Annotated in this window: 17 protein-coding genes, 3 tRNA genes and 1 pseudogene; 11 read left to right on the top strand and 10 right to left on the bottom strand. The window is 68.7% G+C overall.

Features of this window, described 5'->3' with window-relative positions; genetic code table 11:
• Positions 1 to 103: 103 nt before the first annotated feature.
• Both ACFLIM_RS38095 and ACFLIM_RS38090 read right to left on the bottom strand, forming a co-directional pair.
• Entirely contained in the window at positions 104 to 1,294 is a 1,191-nt protein-coding gene (locus ACFLIM_RS38095; RefSeq protein ID WP_393173376.1) for a glycosyltransferase family 4 protein, read from the bottom strand.
• The gene (locus ACFLIM_RS38090; RefSeq protein ID WP_393173374.1) at positions 1,291 to 2,136 is read right to left on the bottom strand and encodes a sulfotransferase family protein; all 846 of its coding nucleotides are present in this window, start codon (positions 2,134 to 2,136) and stop codon (positions 1,291 to 1,293) included. Before ACFLIM_RS38090 ends, ACFLIM_RS38095 begins: the two co-directional genes overlap by 4 nt.
• A gap of 143 nt (positions 2,137 to 2,279) precedes the next feature.
• On the opposite strand from ACFLIM_RS38090, the gene ACFLIM_RS38085 reads away from it, so the two are divergent.
• Positions 2,280 to 3,305, top strand: a complete 1,026-nt coding sequence (locus ACFLIM_RS38085; protein ID WP_449291494.1) for a LacI family DNA-binding transcriptional regulator — start codon at positions 2,280 to 2,282, stop codon at positions 3,303 to 3,305.
• Here ACFLIM_RS38085 and arfA read toward each other — a convergent pair.
• Positions 3,292 to 4,785: an arabinosylfuranosidase ArfA gene (arfA, locus tag ACFLIM_RS38080; RefSeq protein WP_393173372.1), complete on the bottom strand. Its 1,494-nt coding sequence runs from the start codon at positions 4,783 to 4,785 to the stop codon at positions 3,292 to 3,294. The genes ACFLIM_RS38085 and arfA overlap by 14 nt on opposite strands.
• 300 nt (positions 4,786 to 5,085) lie before the next feature.
• Between arfA and ACFLIM_RS38075 the strand changes: the two genes are divergently transcribed.
• The 7 genes and pseudogenes from ACFLIM_RS38075 to ACFLIM_RS38045 all read left to right on the top strand — a co-directional run bounded on the left by ACFLIM_RS38075 (position 5,086) and on the right by ACFLIM_RS38045 (position 11,530).
• On the top strand, positions 5,086 to 6,417 hold the full coding sequence (locus ACFLIM_RS38075; RefSeq protein ID WP_393173370.1) for an extracellular solute-binding protein: 1,332 nt from the start codon (positions 5,086 to 5,088) through the stop codon (positions 6,415 to 6,417).
• Positions 6,414 to 7,337, top strand: coding sequence for a carbohydrate ABC transporter permease (locus tag ACFLIM_RS38070; protein WP_393173368.1), 924 nt, complete (start codon positions 6,414 to 6,416; stop codon positions 7,335 to 7,337). Before ACFLIM_RS38075 ends, ACFLIM_RS38070 begins: the two co-directional genes overlap by 4 nt.
• On the top strand, positions 7,334 to 8,167 hold the full coding sequence (locus tag ACFLIM_RS38065; RefSeq protein WP_393173366.1) for a carbohydrate ABC transporter permease: 834 nt from the start codon (positions 7,334 to 7,336) through the stop codon (positions 8,165 to 8,167). The genes ACFLIM_RS38070 and ACFLIM_RS38065 overlap by 4 nt, the downstream gene beginning before the upstream one ends.
• Before the next feature lie 517 nt (positions 8,168 to 8,684).
• Positions 8,685 to 9,287: pseudogene (locus tag ACFLIM_RS38060) on the top strand (FAD-dependent monooxygenase); the annotation flags it as partial.
• Positions 9,173 to 9,880: an FAD-dependent monooxygenase gene (locus ACFLIM_RS38055; RefSeq protein WP_393173364.1), complete on the top strand. Its 708-nt coding sequence runs from the start codon at positions 9,173 to 9,175 to the stop codon at positions 9,878 to 9,880. The pseudogene ACFLIM_RS38060 and the gene ACFLIM_RS38055, both read left to right, overlap by 115 nt.
• 236 nt (positions 9,881 to 10,116) lie before the next feature.
• Positions 10,117 to 10,473, top strand: a complete 357-nt coding sequence (locus tag ACFLIM_RS38050) for a four-helix bundle copper-binding protein (RefSeq protein WP_393173362.1) — start codon at positions 10,117 to 10,119, stop codon at positions 10,471 to 10,473.
• Positions 10,474 to 10,687: 214 nt separating this feature from the next.
• Positions 10,688 to 11,530 carry an SAM-dependent methyltransferase gene (locus ACFLIM_RS38045; RefSeq protein ID WP_393173360.1) on the top strand — a complete coding sequence of 281 codons (843 nt, stop codon included), beginning with the start codon at positions 10,688 to 10,690 and terminating at the stop codon, positions 11,528 to 11,530.
• 100 nt (positions 11,531 to 11,630) lie between these two features.
• On the opposite strand, the gene ACFLIM_RS38040 is transcribed toward ACFLIM_RS38045, so the two are convergent.
• The 4 genes from ACFLIM_RS38040 to ACFLIM_RS38025 form a co-directional block, all read right to left on the bottom strand.
• Positions 11,631 to 11,705: transfer RNA gene (locus tag ACFLIM_RS38040), tRNA-Val, on the bottom strand.
• A 1-nt stretch (position 11,706) separates the two neighbouring features.
• Positions 11,707 to 11,780, bottom strand: a tRNA-Cys gene (locus tag ACFLIM_RS38035).
• A 16-nt stretch (positions 11,781 to 11,796) separates the two neighbouring features.
• A tRNA-Gly gene (locus ACFLIM_RS38030) sits at positions 11,797 to 11,868 on the bottom strand.
• A 74-nt stretch (positions 11,869 to 11,942) separates the two neighbouring features.
• On the bottom strand, positions 11,943 to 12,578 hold the full coding sequence (locus tag ACFLIM_RS38025; RefSeq protein ID WP_393173358.1) for an ACT domain-containing protein: 636 nt from the start codon (positions 12,576 to 12,578) through the stop codon (positions 11,943 to 11,945).
• Between the two features lie 82 nt (positions 12,579 to 12,660).
• Here ACFLIM_RS38025 and dusB point away from each other — a divergent pair, with 82 nt between their 5' ends.
• Positions 12,661 to 13,770, top strand: coding sequence for a tRNA dihydrouridine synthase DusB (gene dusB / locus ACFLIM_RS38020; RefSeq protein ID WP_393173356.1), 1,110 nt, complete (start codon positions 12,661 to 12,663; stop codon positions 13,768 to 13,770).
• A 3-nt stretch (positions 13,771 to 13,773) separates the two neighbouring features.
• Here dusB and ACFLIM_RS38015 read toward each other — a convergent pair whose 3' ends face one another.
• Entirely contained in the window at positions 13,774 to 14,553 is a 780-nt protein-coding gene (locus tag ACFLIM_RS38015) for a phytanoyl-CoA dioxygenase family protein (protein WP_393173354.1), read from the bottom strand.
• Positions 14,554 to 14,594: 41 nt separating this feature from the next.
• Between ACFLIM_RS38015 and ACFLIM_RS38010 the strand changes: the two genes are divergently transcribed.
• Positions 14,595 to 15,479: a helix-turn-helix domain-containing protein gene (locus ACFLIM_RS38010; RefSeq protein ID WP_393173352.1), complete on the top strand. Its 885-nt coding sequence runs from the start codon at positions 14,595 to 14,597 to the stop codon at positions 15,477 to 15,479.
• Between the two features lie 62 nt (positions 15,480 to 15,541).
• Here the strand turns inward: ACFLIM_RS38010 and ACFLIM_RS38005 are convergent, their stop codons facing one another.
• Positions 15,542 to 16,045, bottom strand: a complete 504-nt coding sequence (locus ACFLIM_RS38005; protein WP_393173350.1) for a DUF2087 domain-containing protein — start codon at positions 16,043 to 16,045, stop codon at positions 15,542 to 15,544.
• Positions 16,046 to 16,053: 8 nt separating this feature from the next.
• On the opposite strand from ACFLIM_RS38005, the gene ACFLIM_RS38000 reads away from it, so the two are divergent.
• Entirely contained in the window at positions 16,054 to 16,617 is a 564-nt protein-coding gene (locus tag ACFLIM_RS38000; protein WP_393173348.1) for a hypothetical protein, read from the top strand.
• Positions 16,618 to 16,745: 128 nt separating this feature from the next.
• On the opposite strand, the gene ACFLIM_RS37995 is transcribed toward ACFLIM_RS38000, so the two are convergent.
• Entirely contained in the window at positions 16,746 to 19,253 is a 2,508-nt protein-coding gene (locus ACFLIM_RS37995; protein ID WP_393173380.1) for a DEAD/DEAH box helicase, read from the bottom strand.
• Positions 19,254 to 19,309: the final 56 nt, after the last annotated feature.

The following is a 19,309-nucleotide window of genomic DNA, read 5'->3' as shown; positions in this document are numbered from 1 at the left end:
AGCACGGCCTGTCGGCCTTCGACGCGATCCACCGCGCCTTCACCGGCAACCTGTGGATGCCGCCCGTCGCACTCGACGCCTGATCAGCTCGTATCACGCAACGTCACAGATCCTTCTGATTGCTTACCCAGAAGTTGTCGGCCACGCGCTCGCCCTGCAGCAGCTCCGAGAACAGGTCCTCCCACAGCGGCATCACCAGCTCAGGCGCATACGCCCGCGACGTCTTGGCCGCCGCCCGCCCCATGCGCACCCGCAGTTCCCTGTCCGCGATGACCCGGTTCAGCGCGGCGGCCAGCGCGTGTACGTCCCTGGGCGGCACGAGCACCCCGTCCACGCCGTCGGTCAGCACGTCCCTGGGCCCCGTCGGGCAGTCGAAGGCGACCACGGGCAGCGCGTGCGTCATGGCCTCGATCATCACCATGGGCAGGCCCTCGAACCGGGAGCTCAACGCGTACACGGAGGCGTCGGTGAGCTCCTTCTCCAGCCGATCGGTGCGCCCCGGCAAAGTCACGTGCTCGCCCAGCCCGTACTGCTCGATCAGCCCGCTCAGCTGGGCCTTGCGCGGCCCGGTGCCGAAGATGCGCAGCCGCCAGTCGGGATGTTCGGGCGCGACCTGCGCGAAGGCCTCGATGAGCAGGTCGAACCCCTTCTGCGGCACCAGCCGCCCGGCCGCGATCAGGACGGGATTCACCTGCTGGGAACGTTCCTGATCGACCTGATGGACCGCGTTCGGAATCTGCACGATCGGGGTCGTGGGCAGCAGGCGCTGGTATTCGAGCCGGTTCGTGCGCGTCAGCACGGTGATCGCGTCGAATCGCTCGTAGTGGCGGGCGATCTCCCTGCGGATGCTCTCGGGATAGGCCGTCAGGTTCATGTGCTCCTGGGCGACCCTGACGACGGTGCCGGGGGTACGGCGGGCGGAGATCAGGTTCAGGGCGGGGCGGGTGGTCACCAGGATGCCGTCGCGCAACTTGGAGACGTAGTCCATCGCGGCCCACTCCACCCGCTCCGTGAAGTAGTCGGCGGCGAACTCCCCGCGCGGCACGATCTTCCCCCGTACTCTGCGCCAGGCCTTGCGCCCGATCGAGTCCGGCTGCCTGCCGGCGCGCTGGTCCACGAGCGTGGTGATCGAGATCCGCGGGTCCAGCGAGAACTGGGGATTATTGCGCCGCCGTACCAGGCTGACCAGCTCGACCTCGTGCCCCGCCGCGGCCATCGCGTTGGCCTGGTTGACGACCGTGCGGATGGTGCCGCCCATGCCGTACGCGTGCAGCATGAGGTAGCGGATCTTCACTTGACGTACCCCCAGGTCCGGCAGATGGGTTTCAGTACGTCAGGGACCTGGTCCGCGGTGGGGAGCTCACGTGCGGGTTGCACGGTGCCGGAGCGGATCTTGTCGCGCCAGTCCCCGAGGCCCTTCTGCAGTACGGGCTGCTTGCCGTACGAGAGCATCCGCGACTCCCACTCCAGGCCCAGGAACTCGCAGATCTCGCGGGTCACCCGCTCCGGCTCGGCGCTGAGCTCCTCGTACCTGACGGTCAGGCCGGGCAGTGCCGCCCTGGCTCGCTGAACGGCCTTCATGTATCGCAACGCGTCCAGCGCGGCCTCCTCGGCGGTGCGTTTGTCGGGGCTGGCCTCGTGCCAGGACGTCGCGATCGAGGCGGGGTGACGCAGCAGGAAGACGAACCGCGCGTCGGGCCAGCAGGCGGCGATGCGCTGGTAGGCGAAGGCGTTCGCGGGAGTCTTGTCCACGATGAATCGTTTGCCGCTGCGTACCAGCTCTCTGTGCAGGACCCGGTCCCACAACAGGTGCTCCAGATCGGACTGGTTGTGCCCGAGCGCCGCCATCGCCTTGGCTGCCAGGGTGGTGTCGAACTGCACCCGCAACCGCCGTACGTGCAGCTCATGGGGGGCGTGCAGGGCCGAGTGGGCGTTGAGTATCGCGCGCAGCAGGGTGGAGCCGGATCGCACGGGCGACAGCAGGAACACGGGGGCTTCGAGCAACCGGTCGGTTAGCGGATCCGCGGGCGGTCTGATCTCGGGGACAGGCGGGGCGGATGACGCTTTCCCTACCCGTTCGATCTGGAATCCGGTGAACCTGACCAGCGCTTTGTTCATTTTGCGCTGCCAGTTCATGCCGAGGCAGACTACCGACCGATCCTGGTAATTCCCTGGCAACGATAAACAGCATCTATCGTTCGCCAGATGGCCGTACGTCTACTGATCCGCGCGCTCGCCCCCTCAGCCTGTTAGCGTTACCGCCAAGGGGGTGGGCCACGGTGAAAGCCAAGAACGGCAGACCTGCGGTGCTCATGGACGTCGCCGTGCTCGCCGGAGTCTCGGCCATGACGGTCTCGCGCGTGCTCAACGCCCCCGACCTGGTGCGGGCCGAGACCAGGGCCCGGGTGCTGGCCGCCGTCAAGGAGCTGGACTACCGGCCCAACCAGGCCGCCCGCCAGCTCGTCACCGGCCGCTCCGGCGTGCTCGGCGTGGTCAGCATCGACACCACCCTCTACGGCCCCGCCTCCACGCTCTACTGCATCGAGCAGGCCGCCAGGCACGCCGGCTACAACGTCAGCATCGCCAGCCTCAGCTCGCTCAACCGCACGTCGATGGAGGAGGGCGTGCAACGGCTGCGCGCCCAGGCGGTGGACGGCGTGATCATCGTCGCGCCGCACGAGTCCGCCGCCGACGGGCTGCGCCACCTGCCGCCCGAGATGCCGGTCGTGGCGGTCGACGCCGGCGACGACATCCCGGTGCCCGTGGCAAAGGTGGACCAGCGGGCCGGGGCCGCCCGGGCGACCAGGCACCTGCTCAGCCTCGGTCACCGGACCGTGTGGCACGTGGCGGGGCCCGCCGACTGGCTCGACGCCAACGGGCGCATCGAGGGCTGGCGCGGCGTGCTGGAGTCCGCGGATCGGCCGGTGCCCGAGATCCTGCGCGGCGACTGGAGCGCGCGCTCCGGCTACCAGCTCGGCCGCCGCCTGGCGCAGGAGCCGGAGGTCACCGCCGTGTTCGTGGCCAACGACCAGATGGCGCTCGGCGTGTTGCGGGCGCTGCGCGAGGCCGGGCGGCGGGTGCCCGAGGACGTGAGCGTGGCGGGGTTCGACGACATCCCCGAGTCCGCGTATTTCTGGCCGCCGCTGACGACCGTGCGGCAGGACTTCGGCGAGGTCGGCAGGTACGCGTTCCACATGCTGCTGGACCGGATGGCGGGCGCCGAGCCCGAGCCGCGGCGGCTGGTCGAGCCCGAGCTCGTCGTCAGGGAGAGCACCGGCGCCGCGCCTGCGGTCAGCCGAGCCTGATCACGTTCCAGGAGACCGGGGGCAGCAGGACGCGCATCGGGTCGTGTTCGACGTCCGCGTTCGGCCTGGGCGCGATCCGGTCGGGCGCGTCGGCCGTGTTGCGCGCGTACACGTCGGCGTCCGTCAGGGTGGTGGCCTGCACGATGCGGGCGCCGCTGCCGAGTGCGCGGGCGTCGATCTCCAGGGAGAGCGGCCGGTCGGCCGAGCGGTTGACGGCGAACAACGTCGTGCCCTCCTCCCCGTGCGTGGCCACCGCGTGCAGCAGCGGCACCTCGCCGTACTGGGCCGTCTCGTACGACGGCGACACCGGCTCCACCCGCAGCACGTCGCCCGCCGCGTGCTTTGACGCCTGCGCGAACGGATGGAACGTGGTCTGCCGCCACGCCCGCCCGCCGGGCTCCGTCATGATGGGCGCGATCACGTTCACGAGCTGGGCCAGCGACGCGGCGGTCACCCGGTCGCTGTTGCGCAGCAGCGTGATGAGCAGCCCGCCGAACGCCACGGCGTCGGCCAGGTGGTAGTGGTCCTCCAGCAGCCGCGGCGCGACCGGCCAGTCGCGCGGCGGCTCGGCCGCCTGGTGGCGTGACAGGTACCAGATGTTCCACTCGTCGAAGGAGATGTCGATCTTCTTGCGGGACTTCAGCCGGGCCCCGACGTGGTCGGCGGTGGCCGTGACCGCGGAGATGAAGTACTCCATGTCGGTCGAGCAGGCCAGGAAGCTGCCGAGGTCGCCGTCCTTCTCCTCGTAGTAGGCGTGGCAGGAGATGTAGTCCACCACGTCGTACGCCTCCTCCAGCACCGTGGCCTCCCACGCGCCGAACGTCGGCATGCCGGAGCCCGAGCTGCCGCAGGCCACCAGCTCGAGACCGGGGTCCACCATGCGCATGGCGCGGGCGGTCTCGGCGGCGAGCCGGCCGTACTCGCGGGCCGTCTTGTGGCCGGTCTGCCAGGGGCCGTCCAGCTCGTTGCCCAGGCACCACATCCTGATGCCGTGCGGCTCCTTGGCGCCGTTGGCGACGCGCAGGTCGGACAGCGCGGTGCCGGACGGGTGGTTGCAGTATTCGAGCAGGTCCAGGGCCTCCGCGATGCCTCGGGTGCCGAGGTTGAGCGCCATCATCGGCTCGACGCCCGCCTTGCGGCACCAGCGGACGAACTCGTCCACGCCGACCTCGTTCGTCTCGGTGCTGTGCCAGGCCAGGTCGAGCCGGCGTGGCCGCTGGGAGAGCGGGCCGATGCCGTCCTCCCACTTGTAGCCGGAGACGAAGTTGCCGCCCGGGTAGCGGACCGTGGACACCCCCAGCTCCCTGGTCAGGTCCAGCACGTCGGCGCGGAAGCCGTCGCCGTCGGCCGACGGGTGGTCCGGCTCGAAGATGCCGGTGTAGACGCATCGCCCCAGGTGTTCGACGAACGTGCCGAAGGTGCGCCGGCTTACCGGGGCGACCCTGAAGGCGGGATCAAGGGTGAGCTTGGCCTGATGCACGGAGGGGACTCCTGGTTTCGCGGGCGTTACGTGATCCCGATTGTTAGCGTTATCACTTGATCGGGTCAAGGGGCCCGTCGCCGGGTCCGGCTCCCGGGAAGCGCTTGCGGCCTGGGCCTTGACATGCTTGGTGTTACCGCTAACACTCGGGTAACCCCAACGAAACAACCGGGGTCCGCGCGGCGGCCTGCGCAACCTGGCGGCTCGCACCGTCACCTCTGCGCGCCTTCACGGCTGCCCCGAACCCTCTGATGTTAGCGAGAACATGGCCAAGCACTAGCTCGGTAGGAAGAGGCCATCGTGCAAGATCCCCCCGACATCTCCCGCCGGCATCTCCTCGGCGGCAGCCTCGCCCTCCTCGGCGCCGCCGCGACGGGTTGCGCCATCCCCGTCGGACTCGGCTCGGCCCAGACCCGCGTCCAGTACTGGCACTTCCTGGGCGCGAGCGACGGCATCATCATGAACAAGATGGTCGGGGCGTTCGCCAAGGACAATCCGGGCATCTTCGTCGAGGAGAACGTGCTCGCCTGGGGTGAGCCGTACTACACGAAGATCGCGATGGCGGGCTCCGGCGGCCGCTCGCCCGACCTGGCCACCTTCCACCTGGCCCGGCTGGCGGGGATCGGCGCGGGGCAGATCCTCGACCCCATCGACGTGAAACTGCTGGAGGAGAACGGCCTGCGCGCCGCCGACTTCAGCCCGCCGATCTGGGAGCGGGCCCACCTGGACGGGGTGCTGTACGCGATCCCGTTCGACGCCCACCCGATGGTGCAGTACTACAACACCGACATCTGCGGCAAGGCTGGACTGCTCGGCTCGGACGGCAAGCTGCTGCCCACCAAGGGCCCCGACCAGTTGGTGGCCGCGCTGCGCAAGGCCAAGGAGGCGATGGGCGGCAAGCCGCCGCTGGCCTTCGACACGCTCGGCCTGGGCACGGTGGGTCCCTGGCGGGTGTGGTGGTCGCTCTATCCGCAGAGCGGCGGCACGCTGCTGTCGGACGACGGGACGAAGATCACGATCGACGACGGCAAGGCGCTGGAGGCGCTGCGGTTCATGCGCATGCTCGGGCAGGAAGGGCTGTGCGACACGCGTACGGACTACGGCGCGTCCGTGGCCAACTTCACCAACGGCCAGGCGGCTTTCCTGTGGAACGGCGACTGGGAGACCACCGGGCTCAAGGAACGCGGGACGCCGTTCAGCATGACGCGCTTCCCCAGCGTCTTCGGCACCGGGTCCGCGCAGGCCGACTGCCACTCGTTCGTGCTGCCGCACCAGCGCAACCGTGATCCCGAGGTCGAGCGGGCCACGTACCGGTTCATCGCCTACCTCGTCAAGAACAGCGCCGACTGGGCGGTCGCCGGGCACGTGCCCGCGTACCTGCCCACCCTGGAGCAGCCCGACTACCTCGCGCTGCAGCCGCAGTCGGAGTACCGGTCGGTCATCACCGAGGTCGCGCTCGATCCCCAGGTGTGGTTCGCCGGCTCGGCCTCGCGGTTGTGGCTCGAGTTCGGCGACGCGTTCTCCCCGGTCATCACCGGGCAGCGCACGCCGGAGGACGGCCTGGCCGCGGCCAAGGCCTCGCTCAACAGGCTGCTGTCCGCCCCGAACCCCTTCCCCGACCAGGAGCGATGATGACGACCACCGTCGCGGCCCGCGCGACCGCCGCCCCCGTCGCCAAGGTCAAGGTCCGGCGTGCCTGGACGCAGCACGGGCTGCTGTTCGTCGCCCCCTTCCTGCTCATCTACGTGGCCTTCCTGGTCTGGCCGACCGTGCTCGGCTTCCGGATGAGCCTGTCGAGCGTCAACATCGCGGGCTCCAACGACAGGCTCGTCGGGTTCGGCAACTACGCCGAGGCGTTCGGCGACCCCCGGATGTGGCACTCGTTGTGGAACACGCTGGTCTTCACCGTGCTGAGCACGATCCCGCTGGTGCTACTCGGGCTCGGGTTCGCGCTGCTGGTGCACCACCTGCGGTTCGTGCAGTGGTTGTGGCGGCTGTCGTTCTTCGGGCCGTTCCTGCTGCCGTCGGCCGTGGTGGCGCTGCTGTGGCTGCAGATGATCTACCCGCCCGACTACGGCCTGCTCAACGGCACCCTGAGCACCGACACGTTGTGGCTGGGCGACCCGTCCATCGCCATGTGGTCGATGGTGCTGACCACGGTCTGGTGGACGGTGGGCTTCAACTTCCTGCTCTACCTGGCCGCGTTGCAGTCGATCCCGCAGCACCTGTACGAGGCTGCCGCCATCGACGGCGCCTCCGCCTGGGACAAGCTGCGCTCCATCACGTTGCCCATGCTCGGCCGTACGACCGCGCTCATCGTGGTGCTGCAACTGCTGGCCTCGCTGAAGGTCTTCGACCAGATCTACCTGATGACCGGCGGCGGCCCCGAGGACTCCACCAGACCGATCATCGAGTACGCCTACGACGTCGGCTTCACCGGTTACCGCATCGGTTACGCGTCGGCCGTCTCGTACATCCTGTTCGTCCTCATCGTCATCGTCTCCCTGGGCCAGCTCCGGCTGTTCCGCAAGCGGGCGGAGGTCTCGTCATGACCAAGCGGTTCAGCTTCAGCCAACTCGTCCTGCTGGTGGCGGCGCTGGTGCTGGCGGCCATCTGGATCGCGCCCATCGCCTGGGCCGTGGCCACCTCGCTCAAGCCCGAGTCCGAGACCACCGTGGTGCCGCTGCAGTGGTTCGGCAGCGAGATCACCTTCGACTCGTACGCGCTGGTCCTGGGGACCGGGGGCATCGTCAAGTGGGCGATCAACTCGACGGTTACCGCCGTGATCGTGACGTTCATGACCGTGTTGTTCTCGGCGATGGCGGCCTACGGGTTCGCGCGTACGCAGTTCAAGGGGCAGCGGGTGCTGCTGGCGGTGATCCTGGCCGGGATCATGGTGCCGCCGCAGGTGCTGATCGCGCCGCTGTTCGCGGAGATGGTCTCGCTCGGGCTGGTGGACACGTGGTGGGCGGTCATCCTGCCGCAGGTGGCCGCGCCGCTGATCGTGTACATCCTGTTCAAGTTCTTCCAGGACGTGCCGCCGGAGCTGGAGCAGGCGGCGTTCGTGGACGGGGCGGGGCGCTGGCGGGTGTTCTTCACGATCGTGTTGCCGCTGTCGCGGCCCGTGCTGGCCGCGGTGTCGATCTTCACGTTCATCACCACGTGGAACAACTTCCTCTGGCCGTTCCTGGTGTCCACCGACCCGAACACGATGACGTTGCCGGTGGGGCTGGCGAACGTGGTGCAGGGGACGTTCGGGCTGCGGTACGCGCAGATCATGGCCTCGGTGGTGCTGGCCGGGCTGCCGCTGCTGGTGGTGTTCGTGCTGTTCCAGCGGCAGATCATCCGCGGCGTCGCGCACACGGGCCTCGCGGGGCAGTGAGCTACTCCAGGTAACGCGCCAGGTCTTCCTGCGTGTCGGGAACGAGTCAGCAGGGCGGCGGCTCTGACCGGGGCGTCCCCTGGCAGGCGCCGCTTGCTGATCTTGGTGGCCAGTGTGGCCAGTGTGGCCAGGTCGCCGTAGGGGAGCGGCGCGGGCCCGGTGGCGGTGAGGAGGCTCCTGATCTCGTCGCGGGCCCGCTGTGGTGCGTCCTCGCCATGCAGGTTGACCAGCGCGAGCGCCGCCGCGTCCCGTACGAGCTCGGGCGTCGCGGGATCGGCGGCCAGGCGCACCAGGACGCGTGCTTCGACCTGGGCCACTTCACCTGGTCGAGATCGCCGAGCGGATCGTCCATGCGCGAGATGGGTGCCTTGCCGGGGATCAGCCGGTTTCGGGTGACCCGGCGCTGGTACCGGCCATGTTCCTGGCCCTACAAGATTCAATTAGATGATCTATAGTACGTGGCCTGATTGACGACCATTGAACGAAAGTGCCCGTCATCGAGCCGAAGGGACCGTTCATGCCGAAGGAGAGCGAGAGCACCGAGGTCGTCGTCATCGGGGCAGGCCCGGCCGGCCTGACCCTGGCCAACCTGCTCCGGCAGGCCGGAGTCGCCTGCGTGGTCCTGGAACGGCAGAGCCGGTCGTACGTGGAACAGCGGCAACGTGCGGGCGTGCTCGAATACGACGGCGCGCGTGTCTTCGAGGACTGGGGACTGGGCGACAGCGTTCTGGCCGGCATGCCGCACGACAGCATGTTCGAGATCCGCGTCGACGGGGAGCCGCGCTACCTCGACATTCCCACCCTGTCGGGCGGCAGGACAGGCCGGATCGTCCCGCAGCAAATCCTCGTCGGGCGCCTCATCACGACCTATCTCGAAGGCGGGGGAGACCTGAGGTTCGACGCGACCGAGGTGACCCCGTACGACCTCGACGGCGCCCGTCCGAAGGTCACCTACCGCGACTCCGACGGGGACTTACGCGAGATCGCCTGCGACTACGTCGCCGGGTGCGACGGCTACCACGGCGTCAGCCGCGCCAGCGTGCCCGCACAGGCTCTGACCACGTACTCCTACGACCACGGCATTGGCTGGTTCACCGTGCTCGCCGACGTGCCGCCGCCGCGCTACCCGCTCTTCGCGATCACCTCCTACGGCTTCGCCAGCAGTTCCCGCGAGGCCCGGTCGCCAGCCGCTTCTACCTCGAATGCGCACCGGACGACGTCCTCGACGACTGGACCGACGAGCGGATCTGGACGCAGTTACGGCTCCGCCTCGGTGACGAGGGCCTGCCCACCGGCACGATCACCGAGAAGGCCGTCGTGGAGATGCGCAGCTTCGTCTCCGATCCGATGCGGTACGGCAGGCTCTTCCTCGTCGGAGACGCTGCGCACATCATCACCCCCATGGGCGGCAAGGGGATGAACCTCGCGATCGCCGATGCCAACGTGCTCGCCCACGCGCTGCGTGCGGCCGTGCACGACGGCGACGACGAGCAACTCGCCGCGTACTCCGCCACCTGCCTCAAGCGGGTGTGGAACCATCAGGAGTTCTCCCGTTGGATGACGGAAATGACCCACGAGGCGGGTGACGACACGCTGGCCGGGTCGTTCCGCCGCCAGTTGGCGAGGGCGCGCCTGGACCGGCTGTTCACCTCCGACCTCGCGGCCCGCGCCTTCGCCGACATGATGGCGGGCGGCGACGCCCACGACAAGTAGCGGCGTACCCCGATCGCGCGCCTGGCCGGCACGCGGATCTGCGAGCGGCGTACGGACGGCAGTGCGGGGACCGTCTATCGGACGGGTCCCCCGGTCGAGCCGGTGTCCGGTTGCTTCACGAACGTGTCATCGTGCGCCAAAGTTTGTGACCCTTGCAGTCCTTTCTGTCCGAATTGGGGTATTCGACGACAAGGCCGCGGCCCGGAGTGGGTGCGGTCGTCGATAGGGGAGGATCAATGCGAACCGAGGGACAGCTGAGTCCTGAGATGCAGCGGTGCATCGACGCGTGCATGGAGAGTCACAGCTCCTGCGAGCAGACCATGAGCTACTGCCTGCAGCAGGGTGGCCGGCATGTCGACATGGCGATGATGGGCGCGCTCATGGACTGTTCGGACATCACCCGCCTGTGTGCGGACATGACGATGCGCCGGTCGCCGATGGCGATGGAGATGGCCCGGATGTGTGCCCAGGTGGCCGCCAAGTGCGCCGAGGCGTGCATGGCCATGAGCGGTGATGCGACGATGAAGGGCTGTGCCGACAAGTGCAGGGCCTGCGCCGACGCGTGCAAGGCCATGGCGGCCATGCGGGCCTGAGAGCCCGCCCGAGTCCCGGCCGGCGCCTTTCCCGATCATCGCGAAAGGCGCCGGCTGGACGGAATCGGTGACGAAGACGCACCATCCACACCGGCGCGCGCATCCGCCCGCTCGACGGCGAGCCGGGCGCCCGGAAAGCAGAGCCTTCCATTTCGGCGTAGCGTACTGTTTTCGGTCATAATCAAGGAGTTTTCGACCTTTGGAGGGGCGACGCATGGGTGACGAGGACAGGTGGTTCGCGGGCATCGATACCAGCACACCCAACCTCGCCCGGATGCACGACTACTTCCTCGGTGGCAAGGACAACTTCGCCGTCGACCGGGAGGCGGCCGAGGCGGTGCTGGCCATCGCGCCGGAGGTCCGGGTCATGGCGCAGGAGCATCAGGCGTTCCACGTACGCGTGATCCGGTTTCTCCTGGAGCAGGGCATCACCCAGTTCATCAACGTGGGCTCGGGGCTGCCCACCGTACTCAACACGCATGAACTGGCCCGATCTCTCGTACCCGACACCCGCGTGGCCTACGTCGACACCGACCCGGTGGTGCTCACCCACGGCAGGGCGATCCTCGCCAGGGCGCCCGGGGTCTCCGTCGTCGAGGGTGACGTCATGCGTCCCGCCGAACTGCTCGCCGACCCCGATCTGCGTCAGGTGATCGACCTCGATCAGCCGGTGGCGCTGTTGCTGTTCGTCGTCCTGCAGTACATTCCGGACAGCAGCGACCCCTGGGCACGCGTGGCCGAGCTGCGTGACGCTTTGCCGGCCGGCAGCCACATCGTCATCACGCACGTCGTCTTCGACTCCCGCCCGGAGGTTGCGGAGCCGATCGTCGCCCTCTACCGGACGGTCCTGGGCCACGATCAAGGCCGCGCTCGTACGCGTGAGCAGGTGCTGCCCTTCTTCGACGGGCTTCACCTGGTGGAACCCGGGCTGGTGTACGTCCGCGAGTGGCGGCCCGACAGCCCGTTCCTGTTCGAGAGGCCGGAGAAGGCGTGGATGATCGTGGGCGTCGGCCGCTCGGGCGAGCCACCGGCGGAGGGCCGTTCGGCGGGTGAATGAATCACCCGTCACGGGCCGATGGCCGAGGCCGGCTTCGACAGGGTGTACGACAAGGGCCAGATCCGCATCCTTGGATCTGGCCCTTTGAGCTGGTCGAACATGGTGGACGATACTGGGATTGAACCAGTGACCTCTTCCGTGTCAGGGAAGCGCTCTCCCGCTGAGCTAATCGTCCTTGGAGGTGGCGACGGGATTTGAACCCGTGTGGACGGCTTTGCAGGCCGCTGCCTCGCCTCTCGGCCACGCCACCGAGCCAAATCTCTTCGAGCGGAAGACGGGATTCGAACCCGCGACCCTCACCTTGGCAAGGTGATGCTCTACCACTGAGCCACTTCCGCAGTGCTCGATTAACTCTAGCGCCTTTCACGACCGGATGCTCACGCGTGGACCGCGTCCAGCGGGCCACGGCAGGTTACTTGCGCAATTGTCGGGCCACGCTTCGCTCCGTGGCGGGCAGGCTCAGGAAGATCTCCAGGATCCTGGTGAGGCGGTGGACCTCGATGCGGTGGAAGGCCGGGCCTTCCGAGCGGGCCAGGAGCAGGGACAGCGCCAGGGGCGGCAGCGGGGCGTGGATGACGTGCAGGCCCCCTTCGAGCGTCATGGCCGTCGGGCGCGGCGGCGTAGGCTCCGGGATGGTCAGCTCCTGCGGGGCGCGCCAGCTCGCGTAGACGACGCGGTGCTCGGCCGTCGTGGCGGCCCAGTCGGCGCTGAAGAGCACGGGGAGCGAGTCGACGAGCGTGGTCAGGGCCCTGTCGCCGGCCGTGGTGATGTATTTCAGGATTTCCAGCTCGGGATAGGTGCCGGGCGCCTCGCGGGTGGTCCAGATGCCTTCGACCGTCACGTCCTGGACGCTCTGCAGGCTCTTGAGCAGGGCCTGCCTGGGCGTGCTCTCCGGGCAGAAGACCGTGATGTCGTCGACGGCCATGCCCGCGCCCCGGTCGAGAACGGTCACCTGCGTGATGTCGGCCCCCGCCACGCCCAGAACCTTGGTGACCTGCGCCAGGGAACCCGGCCGGTCGGGCAGCGCCACGCGCACTCGAAGAAGCATCCATCTCCTCCCACTGAAGATCCCGTTCACAGCCTATCCGTCGAATACCGGTTGCGGCCTGACCTGCGCTACAACTGAGGGAGTGAAGATTGGGCCGATTGGGGTTTGGCCGCCCGTGGTGCTCGCGCCGATGGCGGGCATCACGAACGCGGCGTTCAGGGTGCTGTGCAGGGAGCAGGGCGCCGGGTTGTTCGTGTGCGAGATGATCACGACGCGCGCGCTGGTCGAGCGCAATCCCAAGACGTTGCGGATGATCAGGTTCGCGGAGTCGGAGACGCCCCGGAGCATCCAGCTGTACGGGGTGGATCCCGACGTCGTGGGGCGGGCGGTCCGGATGATCGCCGAGGAGGACCTGGCCGACCACGTCGATCTGAACTTCGGGTGCCCGGTGCCCAAGGTGACCAGGCGTGGGGGCGGGTCCGCGCTGCCGTACAAGCGGAATCTGCTGCGGCGGATCCTGCGGCAGGCGGTCGCGAACGCGGGGTCGTTGCCCGTGACGATGAAGATGCGCAAGGGGATCGACGACGATCACCTGACGTACCTGGACGCCGGGCGGATCGCGGCCGAGGAAGGTGTGGCCGCCATCGCGCTGCACGCTCGTACGGCGAAGCAGCACTACGGCGGCGTGGCCGACTGGGAGGCCATCGCCCGGTTGAAGGAGGCCGTTCCCGAGATCCCCGTGCTGGGGAACGGGGACATCTGGTGTGCCGACGACGCGGTTCGCATGATGGCGCGGACCGGGTGCGACGGCGTGGTGGTCGGCCGGGGGTGTCTCGGGCGGCCGTGGTTGTTCGGGGACCTGGAGAACGCGTTCAACGGCAGCCCCGAGCGGGCCCGGCCGACGCTCGGCGCGGTGGCGGAGGTGATGGCCAGGCACGCCGAGGGGCTGGCCGGGTGCTTCGACATCGAACGGTACGCCGTGGCCGACTTCCGCAAGCATGTCGGGTGGTATTTGAAGGGGTTCACGGTCGGCAGCGAGCTCAGGCGCGAGCTGGCCACGGCCGAGTCGCTCGACGGATTACGCGAGGGGCTGGCGAAGCTGGAGCACGACCAGCCGTGGCCGCCGAACACGGACACGCCCCGGGGCAAGTCGGGGGAGCGGTCGAAGGTGCTGCTTCCCGACGGGTGGCTGGACGACCCGTGGGACTGCGTGCTACCCCAAGACGCCGAGTCGGACATCTCCGGTGGGTGACGTTCAGTGGGGGCCGGTGGCCTCGGTGCCGCAGGGGCCGCCGCCCACGGCGGGCTGCAGCCGGACGGGCTCGCCGGACATCGTGAGCGTCGGATAGTACTCCGAGATCCGTTCGGCCGAGCGGCCCGCGTAGTGGCAGATGTAGCTGCGCCTGAAGCGGTCGGCGGTGCTGTTCGGCTCCGAGCCGTGCACCAGGCTGCCGTTGAAGAACAGCACGTCCCCCGGGTCCATGTCCACGGGCGCCCGCGTCAGGCCGGGCGGCGGCGGGACGTACTCCCTGGTGAACGAGACGTCCTGGTCGGCCTCCTCCGGGCAGAACAGGTCCATCAGGTGCGTGCCCGGCACGACCTCGAGGCCGCCGTTCGCCCGGTCCACCCGGTCGAGGGCCACCCACGCGGCCACGCACGTGCCCGGCTCGACCCGGAGATAGAAGTTGTCCTGGTGCAGCGCCTGGCCCCTGGCGCCCGGCGGTTTGAAGTAGAACATGCTCTGGGCTGCTATCGGCTCTTCCCCTAGGATGTCGCGGAGAATGGCGGCGATGCGCGTGTCGAGCAGATATCGCAGGGCCACGTCGTTCACCTGGTGAGGGTGCATGATCCGCGGGTAGTCACGAAGAATGTCGTACGGCTGGCCGGGTTCCTGCGGCTGGGGCGAGAAATGTCCCGGGATCGGTCCCCTGGCGTGCAGCGCCATGAACTCGTCGCGTAGCTCGGCCACCTCTTCGGGTGCGAGGAGGCCGGGCACCAGCAGGTACCCCTGATCGTGGAAGTCGTCGAGCCTCATGTGTTCCACGCTAGAGAGGGGGATCGTTGAACGGTATGCCTGTGACCGCTGAGGACTTGTCCGTTCCTGCTGCCGAGCTGATGATCGTGGGCCATTACGACAAGGCGCCCGGGTACGCCACGCGCCGCGCGGGCGGATCGCCCAGCTGGCTGCTGATGTGGACGGAGGCGGGCGCCGGGTTCGTCGAGCAGGGCGGGGCGTCGTTCGCGGTAGGGGCGGGGGATCTGGTGGTGCTGGGGTCCGGGGTGGCGCAGTACTACCGAGTGTTGCCGGGGGCGGCGCGGTGGCGGTTCTGGTGGGTGCACTTCCAGCCGCGGCCGGCCTGGGCGGCGTGGCTGGGGCCGTATGCGAGGGGTGACGGCTCCCATCTGGTGGCGGGCGTGCCCGCGGCCGTGCACGAACGTATCGACCTGGCCTTCCAGCGGGCGCTCCAGGATGCCCGGTGGGTGCCCGCCGCGCCTCTCCCGGCCGTGACCCCCGTTGAGGCGCGGGTGCCCGCCGTCGTCGTCGCGGTACCTGCGCGTGAGCTGGTGCTGGGCGCCGTGGAGGAGGTGCTGGTGCTGGCCACCGCCTCCGCGCGGCCGGAAGGCGGAAGTGACGACGGCGACGAGCGGGTCCGTCGCGTGCTCGCGATCATCGCCGCCGAGCCCGGCGCCCCGCACTCGGTCGCCTCGCTCGCCCGCGCGGTCGCGCTCTCACCGTCCCGCTTCGCCCACCTGTTCGCCGAGCAGACCGGCCAGACCCCCATGCAGTCCGTACGGCAGGCGCGGGTACGCCACGCCGCGAGCCTCCTGGAGGTGACCGACATGGACGTGGGCCAGGTGGCGGCGGCCTCCGGGTTCGTCAGCCCGTTCCACTTCAGCCGGGCCTTCAGGAGGGAGTACGGCCTGCCGCCCCGCGACTACCGCGCCCGTCTTCGGTCATAGCTTCCGCGAGCGGCTGGCCGCGCACCTGCCCCGGCTCGACGCGATCGGCGTGGAGTACCGCTTTAGACGTCCACGTGGCCGCCGCTGCGCCAGTAGACGTTGTCCTTCCTGGACAACAGCCCCTCGTCCACCAGATAACGGCGCAGCGCCGCATAGTCGTCGTGGAACGCCCGCAGCGCCACGTTCACGTCCTTCTCCGCATAGCGCACGCCGGGTTCGAACACCAGCGCGATGTAGCGCAACACCACCAGCCGCTTGTCGCGCTTCATCCCCATGGTCGTCAGCCGCCCGTCCACCAGGAACGTGCGCAGCACCCGCTCCTCCGCGCTCAGCTCCTCGACCGGCTCGGCCCGCGCCCGCAGCAGCTCGCGGAACCGCCCGGGCGTGGCCCGCCACTTCCCGCTCTCGTCGCACGCCGCCAGGCCGCCGGCGGCCAGCTTGTGCAGCGCCCTGGGGGAGTGCCCGCCGGCGTCGCCGAGCACCAGGGAGGCGAAGGTCCGTAACGTGTCATCCTGCGAAAGCAGCCCGAGGACGCGCCGCATCTCTTCGTTGTTCACCCCTACCATTTTGTCCCATGATCACAACACTGTTACTCGTGGCGTCGCTCGCCATCCCGAACAATTTCCTGCTGTACGAGAAAGCCGCCGCCAAGAAGGACGACAACCCGGAGACGAGCTGGTCGGCGAGCGGCAAGAAGGCGGCCAGGCTGGTCGTCAACCCCTGCCAGCAGGCCAAGCTGGGCCAGAGCGGGCGCAGGCAGGCCAGGACGCTCATCTACACGGCGGTGCCCGACTACTCCAAGTCGGAGCAGGTGATCCTCTATTCATCCCCGGCGGCCGCGGGCAAGGCGCTGCGCGACCTGCAAGCCGCGGTACGCGTCTGCGGCACCTCCGGCTACCGCTACTCCGCCAGCACGGTGGACCTCGGCGACAACGCACTGAAGGTCACCGGCCAGGCGTACCAGGGCAAGAAGGCGGCCGTCGGCGGCGAGCGGGCCATCGTGACCCGCCGCGCGAACGCCCTGATCCTCTACACCGTGTCCGGCGAATGGGGCAAGCCCGCCAAGGGCGACTTCCAGCAGCAGACGAAGGACGCCAAGCGCATGCTCGCCAAGGTCTGCACCATTGCCAACTGCTGATTGAAGGAAATGTCCCGATCTTGGGACATGGTCATGACACGACTCCGACGTTTTCCGTTCGAAACTGAATCGACAGGCGTGTGCCGGGACGCCCTTGCCAGTCCGTTCCGGCACACGGCTTGTCGTACTCAGAGCCGGTTGAGCCCGATCACGTGCAGGACCGCGCGGCCCTCCTCGTCGGACGCCGCCAGATCCACCTGCGCGGCGATGCCCCAGTCGCCGTCACCGGCCGGATCCTTGACCGTCTGCCGCACCTTCCACAACCCGCTCTCCTCCTCGATCCGCAGCAGCGCGGGCCCGCGGGCGTCGGCGTCGGTGAAGATCTCCTCGTGCTCGGCGTAGTACGCGTCCAGCGCCGCACCCCAGTCCACGTCGGGAGCGAGCTCCTCCAGCTCGTCCTCCTTCTCGATGGCGCACAACTCGACCAGCCGGAACATCGCGTTGCGCACCAGTACGCGGAAGGCCCGCGGGTTGGCGGTGACCGGGCGCACCTTGGCTTCGAGCTGCTCGTGCTGCTCCAGCGCCGCGGCCGGGTTGGTCAGCTTCTCCCACTCGTCGATCAGCGACGAGTCGACCTGCCGGACCAGCTCGCCGAGCCACTCGATCAGATCGACCAGGTCGTCGGTCTTGAGATGTTCGGGCACCGTACGCGACAACGTGCGGTAGGCGTCGGCCAGGTAACGCAGCACCGTGCCCTCGGACCGCGCCAGCTCGTAGAACTGGATGTAATCGCCGAACGTCATGGCCCGCTCGAACATGTCGCGCACCACGGACTTCGGGCTGACCGTGTAGTCGCCCACCCACGGATGCCCCCGCCGGTAGGTCTCGTAGGCCCCGAGCAGCAGGTCCTCCAGCGGCATCGGGTACATGACCTCGGCCAGCTGCTCCATCCGCTCCTCGTACTCGATCCCGTCGGCCTTCATCTGCGCGACGGCCTCGCCTCTGGCCTTCTTGAGCTGGGCGGACAGGATCTGGCGCGGGTCGTCGAGAATGGACTCCACGATCGAGACCAGGTCCAGCGCGTAGGACGGCGACTCGCGGTCGAGCAGGTCGAAGGCGGCCAGCGCGAACGTGGACAGCGCCTGGTTGAGCGCGAAGTCCTCCTGCAACCGGATGGTCAGCCTGGCCAGCCTGCCCTGCTCGTCGGGCTCGGCGAACTGCTCCACGATGCCCCCGGCCAGCAGCGACCGGTAGATGGCGATGGCCTGGCTGATGTGCCGCCGCTGCCACTTGCGGTCCTCGTGGTTGTCGGTCAGCAGGTGTTTCATCGCCTGGAAGCAGTCGCCGGGCCGGTTGATGACGGCGAGCAGCATGGCGTTGCTGACCTTGAAGCGCGAGTTCAGCGGCTCCGGCTCCGCCTCCTGGAGTTTCTGGAACGTGTCCTCGCTCCAGCCCACGAACCCCTCCGGCGGCTTCTTGCGCGCGTAGCCGCGCCGCCGCTTGGGATCGTCGCCGATCTTGGCCAGCGCCTTGGCGTTCTCGATGTCGTGCTCGGGGGCCTGGCAGGTGACGTAGCCGATGGTGTCGAAGCCCGCCCGGCCGGCGCGCCCGGCGATCTGGTGGAACTCGCGGGCCCGCAGCCGCCGCACCTTGTTGCCGTCGTATTTGGACAGCGCGGTGAACAGCACCGTCCTGATCGGCACGTTGACGCCGACGCCGAGCGTGTCGGTGCCGCAGATGACCTTCAGCAGGCCCGCCTGGGCCAGCCGCTCGACCAGCCGCCGGTATTTCGGGAGCATCCCGGCGTGGTGCACGCCGATCCCGTGGCGTACGAGCCTGGACAGCGCCCGCCCGAACCTGGTCGTGAAGCGAAAACCACCGATCATGGTGGCGATCGCCTCTTTCTCGGCCTTTGTCGCCATATTGATGGACATCAGGGCCTGGGCACGTTCCATCGCGGCGGCCTGCGTGAAGTGCACGACGTAGACCGGCGCCTGCCCGGTGCTGAGCATCTCCTCCAGCGTCTCGTGCAGGGGAGTCATCCGGTAGGAGTAGACCAGCGGCACGGGCCGCTCGGAGTGCTTGACCATGGAGGTCGGCCGGCCGGTGCGCCTGGTCAGATCGCGCTCGAACATCGACATGTCGCCGAGCGTGGCCGACATCAGGATGAACTGCACGTCGGGCAACTCCAGCAGCGGCACCTGCCACGCCCACCCGCGGTCGGGCTCGGCGTAGAAGTGGAACTCGTCCATGACGACCTGGCCGATGTCGGCCGCCGCGCCGTCGCGCAGCGCCACGTTGGCCAGGATCTCGGCCGTGCAGCAGATGATCGGCGCGCCGGGGTTGACGCTGGCGTCGCCGGTCATCATGCCGACGTTCTCGGTGCCGAAGACGGCGCACAGGTCGAAGAACTTCTCCGACACCAGCGCCTTGATCGGCGCGGTGTAGAAGGTGCGCACGTCCCTGGTCAGCGCGGCGAAGTGGGCGCCCGCGGCCACCAGCGACTTGCCGGAGCCCGTCGGCGTGGAAAGGATCAGGTTGCTGCCGGAGACGATCTCGATGAGCGCCTCCTCCTGGGCGGGATAGAGGGTGAGTCCCCGCTCGGCATTCCAGGCGACGAACGCGTCGAAGATGGCGTCGGGATCAGCGTCGATCTCTTCGGGCAGGCGGTCAACGAGTAGGCTCACGCTCTCTATCCTGCCGAAGTTTGCCGCGTGGTCGAACCGGATACGGCCATCTCAGGTCAAGCCGG

The organism is Nonomuraea marmarensis, from assembly GCF_043197025.1.
Lineage (GTDB): Bacteria > Actinomycetota > Actinomycetes > Streptosporangiales > Streptosporangiaceae > Nonomuraea > Nonomuraea marmarensis.
This window is presented reverse-complemented; position numbering and strand designations above follow the sequence as displayed.